Annotated in this window: 13 protein-coding genes and 1 pseudogene; 8 read left to right on the top strand and 6 right to left on the bottom strand. The window is 62.1% G+C overall.

Going from position 1 to position 15,991, the window contains the following annotated elements:
- The first annotated feature begins 84 nt into the window (after nucleotides 1–84).
- From ABVN20_RS22065 to ABVN20_RS22040, 6 genes are all read left to right on the top strand, one after another.
- Nucleotides 85–984 carry a carbohydrate ABC transporter permease gene (locus ABVN20_RS22065; protein ID WP_368558695.1) on the top strand — a complete coding sequence of 300 codons (900 nt, stop codon included), beginning with the start codon at nucleotides 85–87 and terminating at the stop codon, nucleotides 982–984.
- Between the two features lie 10 nt (nucleotides 985–994).
- A complete protein-coding gene (locus ABVN20_RS22060; protein ID WP_368557871.1) occupies nucleotides 995–1,825 on the top strand; it encodes a carbohydrate ABC transporter permease in 831 nt (276 codons plus the stop codon).
- 188 nt (nucleotides 1,826–2,013) lie between these two features.
- Nucleotides 2,014–3,117 carry an ABC transporter ATP-binding protein gene (locus ABVN20_RS22055; protein ID WP_368557870.1) on the top strand — a complete coding sequence of 368 codons (1,104 nt, stop codon included), beginning with the start codon at nucleotides 2,014–2,016 and terminating at the stop codon, nucleotides 3,115–3,117.
- Nucleotides 3,118–3,133: 16 nt separating this feature from the next.
- Nucleotides 3,134–4,606 (top strand): mannitol dehydrogenase family protein, encoded by a 1,473-nt coding sequence (locus ABVN20_RS22050; protein ID WP_368557869.1) that lies wholly within the window; start codon nucleotides 3,134–3,136, stop codon nucleotides 4,604–4,606.
- Nucleotides 4,607–4,745: 139 nt separating this feature from the next.
- Nucleotides 4,746–6,242, top strand: a complete 1,497-nt coding sequence (gene xylB / locus ABVN20_RS22045; protein WP_368557868.1) for a xylulokinase — start codon at nucleotides 4,746–4,748, stop codon at nucleotides 6,240–6,242.
- A gap of 13 nt (nucleotides 6,243–6,255) precedes the next feature.
- Nucleotides 6,256–7,197 carry a carbohydrate kinase gene (locus ABVN20_RS22040; RefSeq protein ID WP_368557867.1) on the top strand — a complete coding sequence of 314 codons (942 nt, stop codon included), beginning with the start codon at nucleotides 6,256–6,258 and terminating at the stop codon, nucleotides 7,195–7,197.
- A gap of 585 nt (nucleotides 7,198–7,782) precedes the next feature.
- Here ABVN20_RS22040 and ABVN20_RS22035 read toward each other — a convergent pair.
- Nucleotides 7,783–9,084 (bottom strand): OprD family porin, encoded by a 1,302-nt coding sequence (locus ABVN20_RS22035; protein WP_368557866.1) that lies wholly within the window; start codon nucleotides 9,082–9,084, stop codon nucleotides 7,783–7,785.
- Nucleotides 9,085–9,427: 343 nt separating this feature from the next.
- Here ABVN20_RS22035 and ABVN20_RS22030 point away from each other — a divergent pair, with 343 nt between their 5' ends.
- A complete protein-coding gene (locus tag ABVN20_RS22030; protein WP_368557865.1) occupies nucleotides 9,428–9,688 on the top strand; it encodes a DUF2790 domain-containing protein in 261 nt (86 codons plus the stop codon).
- Between the two features lie 68 nt (nucleotides 9,689–9,756).
- Here ABVN20_RS22030 and ABVN20_RS22025 read toward each other — a convergent pair whose 3' ends face one another.
- The 4 genes from ABVN20_RS22025 to ABVN20_RS22010 form a co-directional block, all read right to left on the bottom strand.
- Complete coding sequence (locus ABVN20_RS22025) at nucleotides 9,757–10,023, bottom strand: DUF1652 domain-containing protein (RefSeq protein WP_368557864.1); 267 nt, start codon at nucleotides 10,021–10,023, stop codon at nucleotides 9,757–9,759.
- Nucleotides 10,024–10,348: 325 nt separating this feature from the next.
- On the bottom strand, nucleotides 10,349–11,356 hold the full coding sequence (gene ilvA / locus ABVN20_RS22020) for a threonine ammonia-lyase, biosynthetic (RefSeq protein ID WP_368557863.1): 1,008 nt from the start codon (nucleotides 11,354–11,356) through the stop codon (nucleotides 10,349–10,351).
- 301 nt (nucleotides 11,357–11,657) lie between these two features.
- Entirely contained in the window at nucleotides 11,658–12,581 is a 924-nt protein-coding gene (locus ABVN20_RS22015; protein WP_368557862.1) for a magnesium transporter CorA family protein, read from the bottom strand.
- Nucleotides 12,582–12,588: 7 nt separating this feature from the next.
- Nucleotides 12,589–14,067, bottom strand: a complete 1,479-nt coding sequence (locus tag ABVN20_RS22010; protein WP_368558694.1) for a RimK family protein — start codon at nucleotides 14,065–14,067, stop codon at nucleotides 12,589–12,591.
- A 188-nt stretch (nucleotides 14,068–14,255) separates the two neighbouring features.
- On the opposite strand from ABVN20_RS22010, the pseudogene ABVN20_RS22005 reads away from it, so the two are divergent.
- Nucleotides 14,256–14,699: pseudogene (locus ABVN20_RS22005) on the top strand (GNAT family N-acetyltransferase); the annotation flags it as partial.
- Between the two features lie 123 nt (nucleotides 14,700–14,822).
- Here the strand turns inward: ABVN20_RS22005 and ABVN20_RS22000 are convergent.
- Entirely contained in the window at nucleotides 14,823–15,974 is a 1,152-nt protein-coding gene (locus ABVN20_RS22000; RefSeq protein WP_368557861.1) for a PQQ-dependent sugar dehydrogenase, read from the bottom strand.
- Nucleotides 15,975–15,991 lie beyond the last annotated feature (17 nt).

Here is a 15,991-nt window from a genome sequence, read left to right as displayed (position 1 = left end):
TCGCGAGCAAGCTCGCTCCTACAGTGACCTGCGTCGATGCCAGGAATTGTGACTGCCATGAACACCTCAACCGCCAAAGCCCACATGGACATCCCCCAGCCGGTGCGCAAGAACCGGCTGGCCAACCCCGGCTGGTTTCTGGTCAGCCCCTCGGTGGCGTTGTTGCTGCTGTGGATGATCGTGCCGCTGGGCATGACCCTGTACTTCTCGATGATCCGCTACAACCTGCTCTACCCCGGCGAAAACGAATTCGTCGGGCTTGAGAACTTCACCTACTTCCTGACCGACTCGGGGTTCATGCCCGGCGCCACCAACACCCTGTTGCTGGTGGGCAGCGTGCTGCTGATCAGCGTAGTGTTGGGGGTGTTGATCAGCGCCCTGCTCGAAGCCAGCGACTTTCTCGGCCGTGGCATCGTGCGGGTGATGCTGATCTCGCCGTTCTTCATCATGCCCACGGTGGGCGCGCTGATCTGGAAGAACCTGATTTTCCATCCGGTGTCGGGGATCCTCGCCTACGTCTGGAAGCTGTTCGGCGCCCAGCCCGTGGACTGGCTGGCGCACTACCCGCTGCTGTCGATCATCATCATTGTCTCGTGGCAATGGCTGCCCTTCGCGATCCTGATCCTGATGACCGCCATGCAGTCGCTCGACCAGGAACAGAAAGAAGCCGCGCGCCTGGACGGTGCCGGTCCCATCGCGATTTTCTGGCACCTGACCCTGCCGCACCTGGCCCGGCCGATTGCGGTGGTGGTGATGATCGAGACGATCTTCCTGCTCTCGGTGTTCGCCGAAATCTTCACCACCACCAACGGCGGCCCCGGCTATGCCTCGACCAACCTCGCCTACCTGATCTACAACCAGGCGCTGGTGCAGTTCGACGTCGGCATGGCCTCGGCGGGCGGCTTGATCGCCGTGGTGATCGCCAACATCGCGGCCATCGTGCTGGTGCGCATGATCGGCAAAAACCTGACAGACAAAGCCTGAGGCCCGCGCCATGCCCCTTCAACAATCCCGTCGCCTGCAAAGCCTGCTGCTGGGCACCCTGGCCTGGGCCATCGCGATCCTGATCTTCTTCCCGATCTTCTGGATGGTGCTGACCAGCTTCAAGACCGAAATCGACGCGTTCGCCACGCCGCCGCAGTTCATCTTCACGCCGACGCTGGAAAACTACCTGCACATCAACGAGCGCAGCGATTACTTCAGCTTCGCCTGGAACTCGGTGGTGATTTCCTTCAGCGCCACCGCCCTGTGCCTGCTGATCGCGGTGCCGGCGGCCTACTCCATGGCGTTTTACGAGACGCGCAACACCAAGCGCACGCTGCTGTGGATGCTCTCCACCAAGATGCTGCCGCCGGTGGGCGTGCTGATGCCGATCTACCTGTTGGCCAAGCAGTTCGGCCTGCTCGATACACGGCTGGCGCTGATCGTGATCTACACGCTGATCAACCTGCCGATCGTGGTGTGGATGGTGTACACCTACTTCAAGGACATCCCCAAGGACATCCTCGAAGCCGCCCGGCTGGACGGCGCGACCCTGGCCCAGGAAATGCTCCGGGTGCTGCTGCCCATCGCCAAGGGCGGCCTGGCGTCCACCGTGCTGCTGTCGCTGATCCTTTGCTGGAACGAGGCGTTCTGGTCGCTGAACCTGACCTCCTCGAAAGCCGCGCCGCTGACCGCCCTGATCGCCTCCTACTCAAGCCCCGAAGGCTTGTTCTGGGCCAAGTTGTCCGCTGTCTCGACCCTGGCCTGCGCACCGATCCTGATCTTTGGCTGGATCAGCCAGAAGCAGTTGGTGCGTGGGTTGTCTTTTGGTGCAGTGAAATAAATCAACCCCAATTTCAATCCCTTATGGAAAACCCCTGTGGGAGCGAGCCTGCTCGCGATGCGGTGCACCCGCCAACATGGCTGCGTTTGACCCACCGCTATCGCGAGCAGGCTCGCTCCCACAAGGGATGAATGCACACATGACAAGCCTGCCAGGCACAACCGAATAAAAAGTGGAGGCCCACTACCATGGCCAACCTGAAAATCAAGAACCTGCAAAAAGGCTTCGAAGGCTTCTCCATCATCAAGGGCATCGACCTTGAAGTGAACGACAAGGAATTCGTGGTCTTCGTCGGCCCCTCGGGCTGTGGCAAGTCCACCCTGCTGCGCCTGATCGCCGGCCTGGAAGAAGTCAGCGGCGGCACCATCGAACTCGATGGCCGCGACATCACCGAAGTCAGCCCGGCCAAGCGCGACCTGGCCATGGTGTTCCAGACCTACGCCCTGTACCCGCACATGAGCGTGCGCAAGAACATGTCGTTCGCCCTGGACCTGGCCGGCGTGTCCAAGGCCGAGGTCGAGAAGAAGGTCGCCGAGGCCGCGCGCATCCTCGAACTGGGGCCGATGCTCGAGCGCAAGCCCAAGCAACTGTCGGGCGGTCAGCGCCAGCGCGTGGCGATCGGCCGGGCCATCGTGCGCAACCCGAAGATCTTCCTGTTCGACGAACCGCTCTCCAACCTCGACGCCGCCCTGCGCGTGCAGATGCGCCTGGAGCTGCTGCGCCTGCACAAGGACCTGCAAGCGACCATGATCTACGTGACCCACGACCAGGTAGAAGCCATGACCATGGCCGACAAGGTGGTGGTGCTCAATGGCGGCAAGATCGAGCAGGTCGGCTCGCCCCTGGACCTCTATCACCACCCGGCCAACCTGTTCGTCGCCGGCTTCCTCGGTACGCCGAAGATGGGTTTCCTCAAGGGCAAGCTCACCCGCGTCGACAGCCAGAGCTGTGAAGTGGCGCTGGACGCCGGCACCCGCATCAGCCTGCCGCTGGGCGCTGTCCATCTGAGCCCTGGCAGCGCAGTGACCTTGGGGATTCGCCCCGAACACCTGGAACTGGCCAAACCCGGCGACTGCACCTTGCAGGTCACCGCCGACGTCAGCGAACGCCTGGGCAGCGACACCTTCTGCCACGTGCGCACCGCCTCCGGCGAAGCACTGACCCTGCGCGTGCGCGGTGACCTGGCCAGCTGCTACGGCGAAACCCTGAACCTGCACCTGGATGCGCAGCACTGCCATTTATTCGATGCCGACGGCGTGGCGCTGGCCCGTCCCCTGCGCGCTGCGGCCTGATTTGCGAGAATTTGCGATGAAACTCAATAGCCAAAACCTGCACCACCTCGCCCCCGAAGTGGTCCTGCCCGCCTACCACCTGAGCGACACCCGCCAGGGCATCGCCCACATCGGCGTCGGCGGTTTCCACCGCGCCCACCAGGCGTATTACACCGACGCCTTGATGAACACCGGCAAGGCCCTGGACTGGGCGATCTGCGGCGTCGGCCTGCGCCCCGAAGACCGCCGCGCCCGCGATGATCTCAAAGAGCAGGACTACCTGTTCACGCTGTTCGAGCTGGGCGACAGCGATGACACCGAAGTACGGGTGATCGGCGCCATCCGCGACATGCTGCTGGCCGAAGACAGTGCCCAGGCGCTGATCGACAAACTGGCGAGCCCCGAGATCCGTATCGTCTCGCTGACCATCACCGAAGGCGGCTACTGCATCGACGACAGCAACGGCGAATTCATGGCCCACCTGCCGCAGATCCAGCATGACCTGGCGCACCCGCACGCGCCGACCACGGTGTTCGGTTTCCTCTGCGCCGCCCTGGCCAAGCGCCGCGCAGCGGGCACCCCGGCGTTCACCTTGATGTCGTGCGATAACCTGCCGCACAATGGCGCCGTCACCCGCAAGGCGCTGCTGGCGTTTGCCGCGCTGCAGGACGCCGGGCTGCGTGACTGGATCGCCGAGCATGTGAGCTTCCCCAACGCCATGGTCGATCGCATCACGCCGATGACCAGCACGGCCCACCGCCTGCAACTGGCCGACAAGCACGGCGTCGACGATGCCTGGCCGGTGGTCTGCGAACCGTTCGTGCAGTGGGTGCTGGAAGACAAGTTCGTCAACGGCCGCCCGGCCTGGGAAGACGTGGGCGTGCAGTTCACCGACGACGTGACACCGTATGAAGAGATGAAGATCAAGCTGCTCAACGGCAGCCACCTGGCGTTGACTTACCTGGGCTTTTTGAAGGGTTACCGCTTCGTCCACGAAACCATGAACGACCCGCTGTTCGTGCGCTACATGCGCGCCTACATGGAGCTGGACGTGACACCGCAACTGTCGCCGGTGCCGGGTATCGACCTGGGCGACTACCAGGACACCCTGGTGCAGCGTTTCTCCAACCAGGCGATTGCCGATCAACTGGAGCGCGTGTGCTCCGACGGTTCGTCGAAGTTTCCCAAGTTCACCGTGCCGACCATCAACCGCCTGATTGCCGATGGCCGCGAGACCCGGCGTGCAGCGCTGGTGGTGGCGGCGTGGGCGCTGTATCTGAAGGGGGTCGATGAGAACGGCGTGACCTACTCGATTCCCGATCCACGGGCGGCGTTCTGCCAGGCGCTGGTGGCTGATGATGCGTTGATCACCCAGCGGTTGTTGGCGGTGGAAGAGATTTTTGGCACGGCGATCCCTCGTTCAGCGGAGTTTGTCGCGGCGTTCGAGTGGTGCTGCAATAGTTTGCGTGAGGTGGGGGTTTCGGCGACGCTGGAGCGGGTGCTTGCTTGAATGCGGTGGTGACTGTGCCGCCGTCATCGCGAGCAGGCTCGCTCCCACCGTGGTCTATGGTGAGACACAAATCCCTGTGGGAGCGAGCCCGCTCGCGATTGGCTTGACTCGGAAAAACTGACACCCAAAGGACCACCCCATGCCCACCCAACAGCTCTACCTCGGCATCGACTGCGGCACCCAGGGCACCAAGGCCATCGTCCTCGACGCGGCCAGCGGCCAGGTCCTGGGGGAAGGTGCCGCCCCGCACACCCTGATCACCGCCGCCAACGGCCGCCGCGAGCAGGACACCGCGCAGTGGTTGGAGGCTTTCAAGTCAGCCACCCAACAGGCCCTGGCCGCCGCCAACATCGACGGCCAGGCCATCCAGGGCATCGGCGTGTCCGGCCAGCAACACGGCCTGGTGCTGCTCGACGACCAGGGCCAGGTGCTGCGCCCGGCCAAGCTGTGGTGCGACACTGAAACCACCCCGGAGAACGACCGCCTGCTCGCCTACCTGGGTGGTGAGGTCGGCTCGCTGGAACGCCTGGGCGTGGTCATCGCGCCGGGCTACACGGTATCCAAGTTGCTGTGGACCAAACAGCATCACCCCGATGTGTTTGAGCGCATCGCTCACATCCTGCTGCCCCACGACTACCTCAACCACTGGCTCACCGGCCGCAGTTGCAGCGAATACGGCGACGCCTCGGGCACCGGCTATTTCAACGTGCGTAGCCGTCAGTGGGACATCGAACTGCTGCGCGACATCGACCCGAGTGGGCGGCTGGAAGCGGCGTTGCCCGAACTGATCGAAGCCCATCAGCCGGTCGGCCTGCTGCTGCCGCACATCGCCGAACAACTGGGCCTCAACCCGTGGGCGCTGGTGTCCAGTGGTGGCGGCGACAACATGATGGGCGCCATCGGCACCGGCAACATCCAGCCCGGCGTGATCACCATGAGCCTGGGCTCCTCCGGCACCGTGTACGCCTACGCTGACCAGCCGCAGGTCAGCCCCGACGCTGTGGTCGCGACCTTCTGCTCGTCAAGCGGCGGCTGGCTGCCGTTGATCTGCACCATGAACCTGACCAACGCCACCGGGGCGATCCGCGAACTGCTCGACCTCGACATCGTGCAGTTCAACGAGCTGGTGGCCCAGGCCCCCATCGGCGCCGAGGGCGTGAGCATGTTGCCGTTCCTCAACGGCGAGCGTGTGCCCGCCCTGCCCCACGCCACCGGCAGCCTCCTGGGCCTGACCATGACCAACCTGACCCGCGCCAACCTGTGCCGCGCCGTGGTCGAGGGCACCACCTTCGGCCTGCGTTACGGGCTGGACCTGTTGCGGCACAATGGCTTACAAGGGCTGCGCATTCGCCTGATCGGCGGCGGCGCGAAAAGCCCGGTGTGGCGGCAGATCGTCGCCGACATCATGAACACCCCGGTCATCTGCACCGCCCACAGCGAAGCCGCCGCCCTCGGCGCGGCGATCCAGGCGGCGTGGTGCCGGGCCCGGGCCAATGGCCGGGAAGACAGCCTGGCGGATTTGTGCGAGCGTTGCGTGGCGCTCGATCCGTCCAGCGAAACCCTGCCGATCGCCGCCAACGTGGCGGCGAACCAGCAGGTCTATGAACGCTATCAACAGCATGTCGCAACCCTTTAACGAGCGAACAATTATGTATCTGGTGTGTGGCGAAGCGCTGTTCGATTTCTTCAGTGAAGAGGACGCCAACGGGCTGGCGTCCAACGTGAATTTCAAGGCGATTGCCGGCGGTTCGCCGTTCAACGTCGCCGTGGGTTTGCGCCGCCTGGGCGTGGATGCGGCGCTGTTCGCCGGGCTGTCCACCGACTACCTGGGCCGGCGCCTGTTTAAGGTGTTGCAGGCTGAAGGCGTACGCGCCGACTACCTGCTGGATTTTGCCGCGCCGACCACCTTGGCCATGGTCGCTCTGGGCGCCAATGGTTCGCCGCAATACAGCTTCCGCGGCGAAGGCTGCGCGGACCGGCAGTTGCAGATCGAGCACCTGCCCAACCTCGGTGCCGAAGTGCGCGGCTTGCACGTGGGTTCGTACTCGTTGGTGGTACAGCCGATTGCCGACACCCTGCTGGCGCTGGTGCAACGCGAAAGCGGTAAACGCCTGATCAGCCTCGACCCCAACGTACGCCTCAACCCGCAGCCCGACATCGAGCTGTGGCGTTCACGGGTGGCGACGCTGGTGCCGTTGGCGGACCTGATCAAGGTCAGCGACGAGGACCTGCACCTGCTCTACCCCGAACAGGACCCGGCGCAGGTGATCGAGGGCTGGTTGCAGCATCGCTGCCAGGTCGTGTTCCTGACCCGAGGCGGCGACGGCGCGGCGGTGTTCAGTCGTCGGCACGGCACCTGGTCGGTCCCGGCCGCCCAAGTGAAAATCGCCGACACTGTAGGCGCAGGCGATACCTTCCAGGCAGCGTTGATCACCTGGCTGACCGAGCAGCAACTGGACTCGGTGGAAGGCGTACAGCAACTGACCCGCGAGCAGATCGACGCCATGCTCAAGTTCGCCGTACAGGCCGCCGCACTGACCTGCAGCAAGACCGGGCCGGACTTACCGTATCGGCGGCAGTTGTCGCAATGACCACCCCACTGTGGGAGCGAGCCTGCTCGCGATAGCGGCATCTCAGGCACCAAAAATGTCGAATGTGCCGCCCTCATCGCGAGCAGGCTCGCTCCCACAGGTTTTGGTGCCATGCACACATCTGCATACCAACACCAACCCCCTGTAGGAGCGAGCTTGCTCGCGATAGCGGCATGACAGGCACCAAAAATACTGAATGTGCCGACCTCATCGCGAGCAAGCTCGCTGCCACAGGTTTTGGTGTAATGCACACATCTGCATTCCAGCACCAACCCACTGTAGGAGCGAGCTTGCTCGCGATGGCGCTGTGTCAGTCGCCAGAAATGTTGAATGTGCCGGCCTAATCGCGAGCAAGCTCGCTCCTACAGGTTTGGGTGTCATGCACAAATCCGCATTCCAACACCAACCCCCTGTGGGAGCGGGCTTGCTCGCGATGGCGGTGTGTCAGTCGCCAGAAATGTTGAATGTGCCGGCCTAATCGCGAGCAAGCTCGCTCCTACAGGTTTGGGTGTCATGCACAAATCCGCATTCCAACACCAACCCCCTGTGGGAGCGAGCCTGCTCGCGATGGCGCCCTGTCAGGCCCTACAGCACCGAAAAATTGTAGCTGATGATCAACCGCGTCTCATCGACATCCCGGGCAAATTTTTCGTAGTTGGTGCGGTAGGTGGCATTGCGCAGACGCAAGCTGACGTCCTTGAACGTGCCGCTCTGCACCACGTACTTGAGCTCACTGTCGCGTTCCCATTCCTTGCCTTCCTGGTCGCTGCCCAGCACCTTGATGTGGTCACCGTTCACATAACGGGTCAGGAAGCTCAAGCCATTGAGGCCGATGGCCTTGAAGTCATAGTCATAACGCAACTGCCAGGAACGCTCCTGCGCGGCGGCGAAGTCGTTGACCTGCACATAGTTGACCAGGTACGGGTTGGTGCCATCCAGGTACGGCATCGAGTTATCGCCGTTCATGCGCTGCCAGCCGGCGCTGAAGGTGTGGCCGCTGATGGCATAAGCCAGCATGCCACTCAGTGCACGGTTGTCGATGGAGCCGGCGCGTTCGGCGCCGCTGTCGGCACTCTTGAGCAGGCGCAGGTCGGCCTTGAGCACACCTTCGCCCAGCGGCTGGCTGGCGAGCAAGCCGACAAAGTGCTGGCGGTAGATGTCTTCGAGTTCCGCGTAGTGGTACTGCGCCGTCAGCTGGTCATTGATCTTGTAGTCAAAGCCATACATGTCGAAATGATCGGCGGTGATGTTGCACGCGTAACGCTTGTTCTTGCAGTGCACGCGGATGTCCTGGGCATCGGTGGAATCCCGGGCGGTGTACTTGTCCAGGCGCGCGGCCATGAACGTCAGGTCCTTGATCTCCTTCGAGGTCAGTTGCGCACCATTGAACATGGTCGGCAGCAGGCGACCGTCGTTGTACTTGAGCAGCGGCACATCCGGCAGCAGCGCGCCGTACTTCAACACGCTCTGCGACACCCGCACCTTGGCAGTCAGGCCGAGCTTGGCGTACTGGTCCACGGAGCCGCGCGGATTGTGCCCGGTGGATGGCAGCAGACCACTGTTGCTGCTGTCGGCGCTGGAATCGAGCTTGATGCCGAGCATGCCCAGCGCGTCGACACCAAAGCCCACCGTGCCCTCGGTGTAACCCGATTGCAGATTGAGAATGAAGCCCTGCGCCGACTCTTCACGCTTGGACGCGCCCTGCTCTGTGGACGTGTGCCCATCCCGGAAATCACGATTGAAATACACCGTGCGCGATTCGATTTTCGCCGTGGTGTCGTCGATGAAACCGCTGGCGCGCGCCTGGGCGGTAAAACTCGCGCACAGGGCCAGGGCGCCGAAGCCGAATGCCTGGCGCGCGGTGATCAATTGAAAAGGGGGACGCATGAAAAACTCCAACAGTGCAGCGTTTGCGCAGGGCGCAGACCAATAAATAGCGTCATCCCGGACAGGAACTGGCCAGGATGAAAGGGACACGCGGGGTGAGGTGCGATGATGGCAGTTGGCTGTTACGCGGTGTAGACGACTTTAGTCGGACCAGGGCGCCGGGCAGTCCAGCGCCGTGGGACGCCTGACACAATCTCCCTGTGCGACAGGCGGCATTCAGCCGGGTTAACCATCGCTTAACCCTGCTGTCCAACACTTCACTGGACCGCACGCCCTCAGACTCCTCTGACGCCCAGTGCGGCAGCCTCGACGCCCCTGTCGAGTTGAGCACGGGAGATGAACGATGAAGATGCGTACTTTACTGATGACCACCGCCCTCGCCTGCGCCGGTTTCACCGGGCTGGCCCAGGCCGACGAGTCGCAAGCGGTGCCCTACGAATACGGCATGCCGTTGCAGGTGGCCAAAGTGGTATCGCTCAGCGAGCCACCGACCCTGGAATGCAAGGTAGTGACGGCCGACATGAAGTACATCGACACGGCAGGCAAGCCCGCAGAGATTTCATACCGCAAACTGTCCCAGGCCTGCACTGAACAGGGCGGCTAGTTTTACGCGGCCAACGACAACGGGTCTGGCGACGCAGCCAGACCCGCATTGAAACGAAAAAAAGCAGGTTACAGCGACTGATAGTTCGAATGCTGCGCCGTGTCCATGGGCTGCGGTATGCCCGAACGCAGCCCGGCGATCAGGTTGTTGATTTCCCGGCAACTGTTGAGCGCGGTGGCGTCGATGCCGCTCACGAACAAATCCACCTGGTCAGTCTGCCCGTCGGCAAACACTTTGACGGACATCAACAAGTCCGAAGACAGTGTGCATTGGCAGCGTTTGGGGAGAAAACTGCTTTCGATGATGTTGCGAAGTTCCAAGGCAGACAGAAACATGACGACCCTCTCCTGAGTGTGCGACAGCCAGATATGGTTAAGGACTGACTCTGTAAAACCCGGCCAGTTTTTACAGACAGCTACAGCATAAAACATGCCCCGGATTTCGCTGTGCAGCTCATCGGCAAATCAACGGGTTAGGCGGGCCAACCCTAAAGGCCATCATGCAAATTGCAGGAATGCCGGTTTTTACGCCTGCAAATTGCAACGCGCAGGCCTGTGGGAGCGGGCTTGCTCGCGATGGCGGTGTACCTGCCAACATATGTGCTAACTGACCCACCGCTATCGCGAGCAAGCCCGCTCCCACAGGGGATTGCGGGCTGTTCTAAACGGCCTCCAGGGCCGCACGCTCCGCTACATGGCCCAAGCTGTCGAAGTTGATGTTGGCTCCCGAGTCGATGGCGATCAGTGTCTGCCCCTGGACGCCGTGGCGGGCCACGTACTTTTTGATCCCGGCCACGGCCAGCGCGCCGGAAGGCTCGGTGATCGAACGGGTGTCGTCGTAGATGTTCTTGATCGCCGCGCACAGCTCATCGTTGCTGACGGTCAGCACTTCATCGACGCAGAATTGGCACACCTCAAAGCCGAAGGCACCGATCTGCGCCACAGCCACGCCATCGGCGAAGGTGCCGACACTGGGCAGCACCGTCCGCTCGCCGGCGTTCATCGCCGCTTGCAGGCACGCCGAATGCTCCGACTCGACGGCGATGATGCGCACCTCGGGGCGCAGGTATTTGACGTACGCCGCGATGCCCGCAATCAACCCGCCACCGCCCACCGGAACGAAGATCGCATCCAGCTCGCCCTGGTGCTGGCGCAGGATTTCCATGGCCACGGTGCCCTGCCCGGCGATCACGTCCGGGTCGTCGAACGGCGAAACGAAGGTACGCCCGGTGCGTTCGGCCAGCTCCAGCGCATACGCCAGCGCAAACGGAAAACTCTCCCCGTGCAGCACCGCCTCGGCGCCACGGCTGCGCACGCCTATCACCTTCAACTGCGGCGTGGTGCTGGGCATGACGATGGTCGCCGCGATCCCCAGTTCCCGCGCGGCCAGTGCCACACCCTGGGCATGGTTGCCGGCCGATGCGGTGATCACGCCGCGGGACTTCTGTTCTTCGCCGAGTTGCACCAGCTTGTTGTAGGCACCGCGGATCTTGAAGGAAAAGGTCGGTTGCAAGTCCTCGCGCTTGAGCAGAATCCGGTTGCCCAGCGCCTCGGACAATGCCGGCGCCTCCTGCAAGGGCGTGCGCACCGCCAGCTCGTAGACCGGCGCGGCGAGGATCTTTTTCACATAGTGCTCAAGCAGGGTCTGCTGGGCGAGCGTGGTGGGCATGGTCGTCTCCTGACACGTTTGAAAACCCCGGAGACAGAAAGTAAAAACCCGCCTCTAGGGCGGGTTGGGTGCTGCAGTCGTGAGCTAGCCCGCCATATGAGGAATGGCGGTAATAATGCTTGGCTGGCAGCGCAGTACGGTGGAAGTCATGGGGGTGAAGTTAGCTGGGTAATCCTCAATATGTCAACACTGCCGACCCTGTAGGAGCGAGCTTGCTCGCGATGCGGTGTGTCAGACACATCAATATTGACTGATACTCCGTCATCGCGAGCAAGCTCGCTCCTACAGGGACGGCGTGGAATCATTTGGCCAACCGCCGCAACCCCAGCACCATCACCCCGGCACCCGCCATCATCGCGCCGAGGAACAACGGGTAGGAAATCCACCACGGCGTGCCCGCGGTCATCATGCTGAACTCGGACATGCCGCCGATGCTGGCGATCAGGTTGAGCGGCAGGAACACCACGTTGATCAGCGTCAGCTTGCGCAGCAGGTTGTTCATGCTGTTGTTCATCAGGTTGCCGCGGGCCTCAATCAGCCCAGAGAACACCGTGGAATAGATTTCCGCCTGCTTGTAACACTGGTTGTTTTCGATGATCAGGTCGTCGATCAGGCTGATCGCTTCGGCGCTGAAGCGTTGTTTTTCGGCGTGATTGCGCAGGCGGGTCAGGACCGCGCCGTTGCTGTGAATTGCGTTGATGTAATAGATCAGGCTTTCGCTCAGGTTGAACATCTGGATCAGATGCTGGTTCTGCATCGAGCGGTTGAATTTTTGCTGCAACTCCCGTGCGACCAGCTTGATGACCTTGAGGTGCCCCAGGTAGTGATGGATGTTGTTGAACAGCAAATCCAGCAGCACATCCAGCGGCGTGTTCAGACGCTGGCGGGTGCCCAGGCCATGCAGGGGCGAATCATCGGTGGCAATCACCAGCAGACGCTGGGTGCTGAACAGCAGGCCGCAGGACGACACTTCGAACGCCAGGCTGTCGGCGCCGGAGTAATTCTCCGGGCGCTTCCAGATCAGGAACAGGTTGTCGGGGTGAAACTCGATGCGCGACACCTCGTCCGGGTCCAGTGCCGAAGCCAACGCGTGTTCATCGAGCTTGAAATGGCTGTGCAGCAAGTCGCGCTCGGCGGCATCCGGGTTGCTGAACAGCATGACTTCGGCGTCCAGGCGCTCGACCGCCTGCAACGCGCCGTGATGGAGTTGAAAGCTCTTGATCATCGACCGCTCACCAGGCCTGGCCGCGGCGCTTGAGTTCCAGGCGGCGCACGAACTCTTCCAGCACCAGCGAGTACAGGTCGTCTTGCAGATAGGCGTCTTCGATGCCGGCGTCCAGGTTCGGGTTGTCGTTGACTTCGATCACCACCACCTTGTCGCCGGACTGTTTGAGGTCCACGCCGTAGAGGCCATCGCCGATCAGGTTGGCGGTCTTCACCGCCAGTTCCACCACGGCACGCGGCGCTTCGTGGACCGCCAGGGTGCGGCATTCACCGTTGATGTCCTGGCCCTTGGCCTTGTGGTTGTAGATCTGCCAATGGCCCCTGGACATGAAGTATTGGCAGGCGAAGATCGGCTTGCGGTTGAGCACGCCAATGCGCCAGTCGTACTCGGTGTAGAAAAACTCCTGGGCCAGCAACAGCACCGAATGCTCGAACAATTCGGCGGTCGCTTCGAGCAAGGCTTGCTGGCTTTCGACCTTGATCACCCCGCGGGAAAAACAGCCGTCGGGGATCTTCAGCACCAGCGGAAAACCCAGGCGCTCGCCGACGCGCTCGACGTCCTGCGGTCGTTCCTTGTAGAGGATTTCGGTGGCCGGCATGCCCAGTTGATGGCTTTTGAGCAGGTCGGTCAGGTAGACCTTGTTGGTGCAACGCAGGATCGAGGTCGGGTCGTCCATCACCACCAGCCCTTCGCTTTCGGCTTTCTTGGCGAAACGGTAGGTGTGGTTGTCGACGCTGGTCGTCTCGCGGATCAGCAAGCCGTCGTATTCGGCGATGCGCGCGTAGTCCTTGCGCTCGATCAGCTCGACGTCGATACCCAGTGTCTTGCCGACCCGTACGAAATTGTCCAGGGCCCTCGGGTTGGACGGCGGCAACGCTTCCTGCGGGTCATGCAGGATCGCCAGGTCATAACGGGCCACCCGCCGTGAGCGCGGCATGCGCCAGATCTTGCGACTGAAACTGTCGAGCGAGTGGGCGAATTGATCTTCCTGGTCTTCGCGCAACTTGTGCAACGCGCCGGACTTTATGCCTTCGATGTGCCAACCGTTAGTTCGGCGAAACTCAACTAACAGAATCGGGCATGGAAAGACTTCAAACAATTGCCGGGCCAGATCCTGAAGTGGCTCGATATGCGTCTGACCAAAATAAAGCGTCAGGGTAAAACCTTCGGTGTCGCTGTAAAGATGATGACTGAGGGCTTTTTCCAGGGTTTTATCCAGATCGTCCAGCGCCAGGCCGTACAACGATTTGCGCGTCAGCTCACTGATGGTCCGCACCGACGGAATCACCTTGTGCCCCCGCGCCTCGGCCAGCAACGAGCAGTAATAGCCGTGGCCCAGGTACTTGTAGCTGCGGCACAGGTTGATCACCTGGACCCGTTTGCCCTGGTCGGTGTCACGGGTCTGTTCGAGGTATTCCTGGGCGCTGACAATGTCTTCGCTGGGAAAGTAAGACGCCCAGTCTTCCTTGCGTTCGACGATGATCATCAGTTGACTGGAAGTTCTCACACCTGGGTTTAAATAAGTTGCTGCCGGCAAACTTTGCCCGGATACTTCGCGCCAATGACCCTGTACCGCTGACATAGTGATTGATCCGTTGGAGAACAAGACCATTGCTATTAAGCACGAACTTTTTCGAAAGTCTCGTTTCGTTACGCAACTTTTACGGCGGTCATATGAGTACTGTTTTTCGCTTGGCGGTTGTAGAGGATCTGCCGGCGTTGCTGGCGCTGGAACAGCAATGCTTCAGCACTGATCGGCTGAGCCGTCGCAGCTTTCACCGGCTGATCCATCGGGGCCATGGGCAACTGTGGGTGCTGGCCCAGGACGAGCCATTGCTCGGCTATGCGATGCTGCTGTTTCGTCGGGGTGGCACGGTGGCGCGCCTGTATTCGATTGCCATCGCCGAGCAGGCACGTGGCGGCGGGTTGGGCAGGCGGTTGCTGGCACACCTGGAAACCTGTGCCGCGGCGCACGGCTGTGGTGTGTTGCGCCTGGAGGTACGCGTCGATAACCCGGCGGCGCTGGCGCTGTACGAGCGCAACGGCTACCGGCGCTTTGCCCTGCGCCATGGCTATTACCAGGACCACACCGATGCGTGGCGCCTGCAAAAGTGCATCTAACGCCACACCTGTAGGAGCAGCCGGTCGACGCTCGATTGCTCGCGATAGCGGTGTGTCAGACACATCAACATTGACTGATACGCCGCTATCGCGAGCAAGCTCGCTCCTACAGGGGTTCGGTTACTTCAAACCCACGCGGTACAACACCCCATCACTGTCATCCGTCAGCACATACAGATAACCATCCGGCCCCTGCCGCACGTCGCGGATGCGCTGGTTCAGCTCGCCCATCAGGCGCTCTTCGTGCACCACGCGGTCGCCGTCGAATTGCAGGCGAATCAGCTCCTGGGTCGCCAGAGCGCCAATGAACACGTTGTGCTGCCACGGTTTGAAGCGGTCTGCGTCGTAGAAGGCCATGCCGCTCAGGCCCGGGGACTTTTCCCAGACGTGGTGCGGCGCGATCGTGCCTTCGGCTTTCTTGCCCTTGGCTTCGGGGATCGCCAGCCCGGAATAGTTGATGCCGTGGGTCGCCAGCGGCCAGCCGTAGTTCTTGCCGCGCTCAATGATGTTCAGTTCATCGCCGCCCTTGGGGCCGTGTTCGTTTTCCCAGAGCACGCCGGTCCACGGGTTGAGCGCCATGCCCTGCGGGTTGCGCTGGCCATAGGACCAGATTTCCGGACGCACGCCGGACTGACCCACGAAGGGGTTGTCGTCGGGCACCTTGCCATCGGGGTAGATGCGCACGATCTTGCCTTGCAGCTTGTCGAGGTCCTGGGCGGTGGGCCGGTCGTTGTTTTCGCCCAGGGAAATGAACAGGTAGCCATCGCGGTCGAACACCAGGCGCGAGCCGAAATGGTTGCCGGTGGAGAGCTTGGGCTCCTGGCGGAAGATCACTTTGAAGTTGTTCAGCTGGGTCAGATCTGCCGACAACTGCCCGCGCCCCACCGCCGTGCCCGCTGTGCCGCCTTCGCCACCGCCCTCGGCGTAGGACAGGTAAACGGTGCGGTCCTGCGCAAAGTCCGGCGACAGCACTACGTCGAGCAGACCACCCTGGCTCCGGGCCCAGACCTTCGGTACGCCGCTGATGGGCGCCGAAAGCTTGCCGTCGGCCGTCACCACGCGCAGGTTGCCGGACTTTTCGGTCACCAGCATGCCCTTCTGGTCCGGCAGGAAAGCCAGGGCCCAGGGGTGATCCAGGCCCTTGGCAATCGGCGTGACCTCAAGGGTGCCCTGCTCGCTTTTGAGTGACTGGGAGGTTGCCGCGAATGCGGGCATGCCAGCGCCGATCAGGACGCTGGCGCAGAAGGTAGCCAACAGGGTTTTACGCAGCATGCACGATTCCTTTTGTG

Origin of the sequence: Pseudomonas sp. MYb118 (genome assembly GCF_040947875.1) — a bacterium.
Lineage (GTDB): Bacteria > Pseudomonadota > Gammaproteobacteria > Pseudomonadales > Pseudomonadaceae > Aquipseudomonas.
This window is presented reverse-complemented; position numbering and strand designations above follow the sequence as displayed.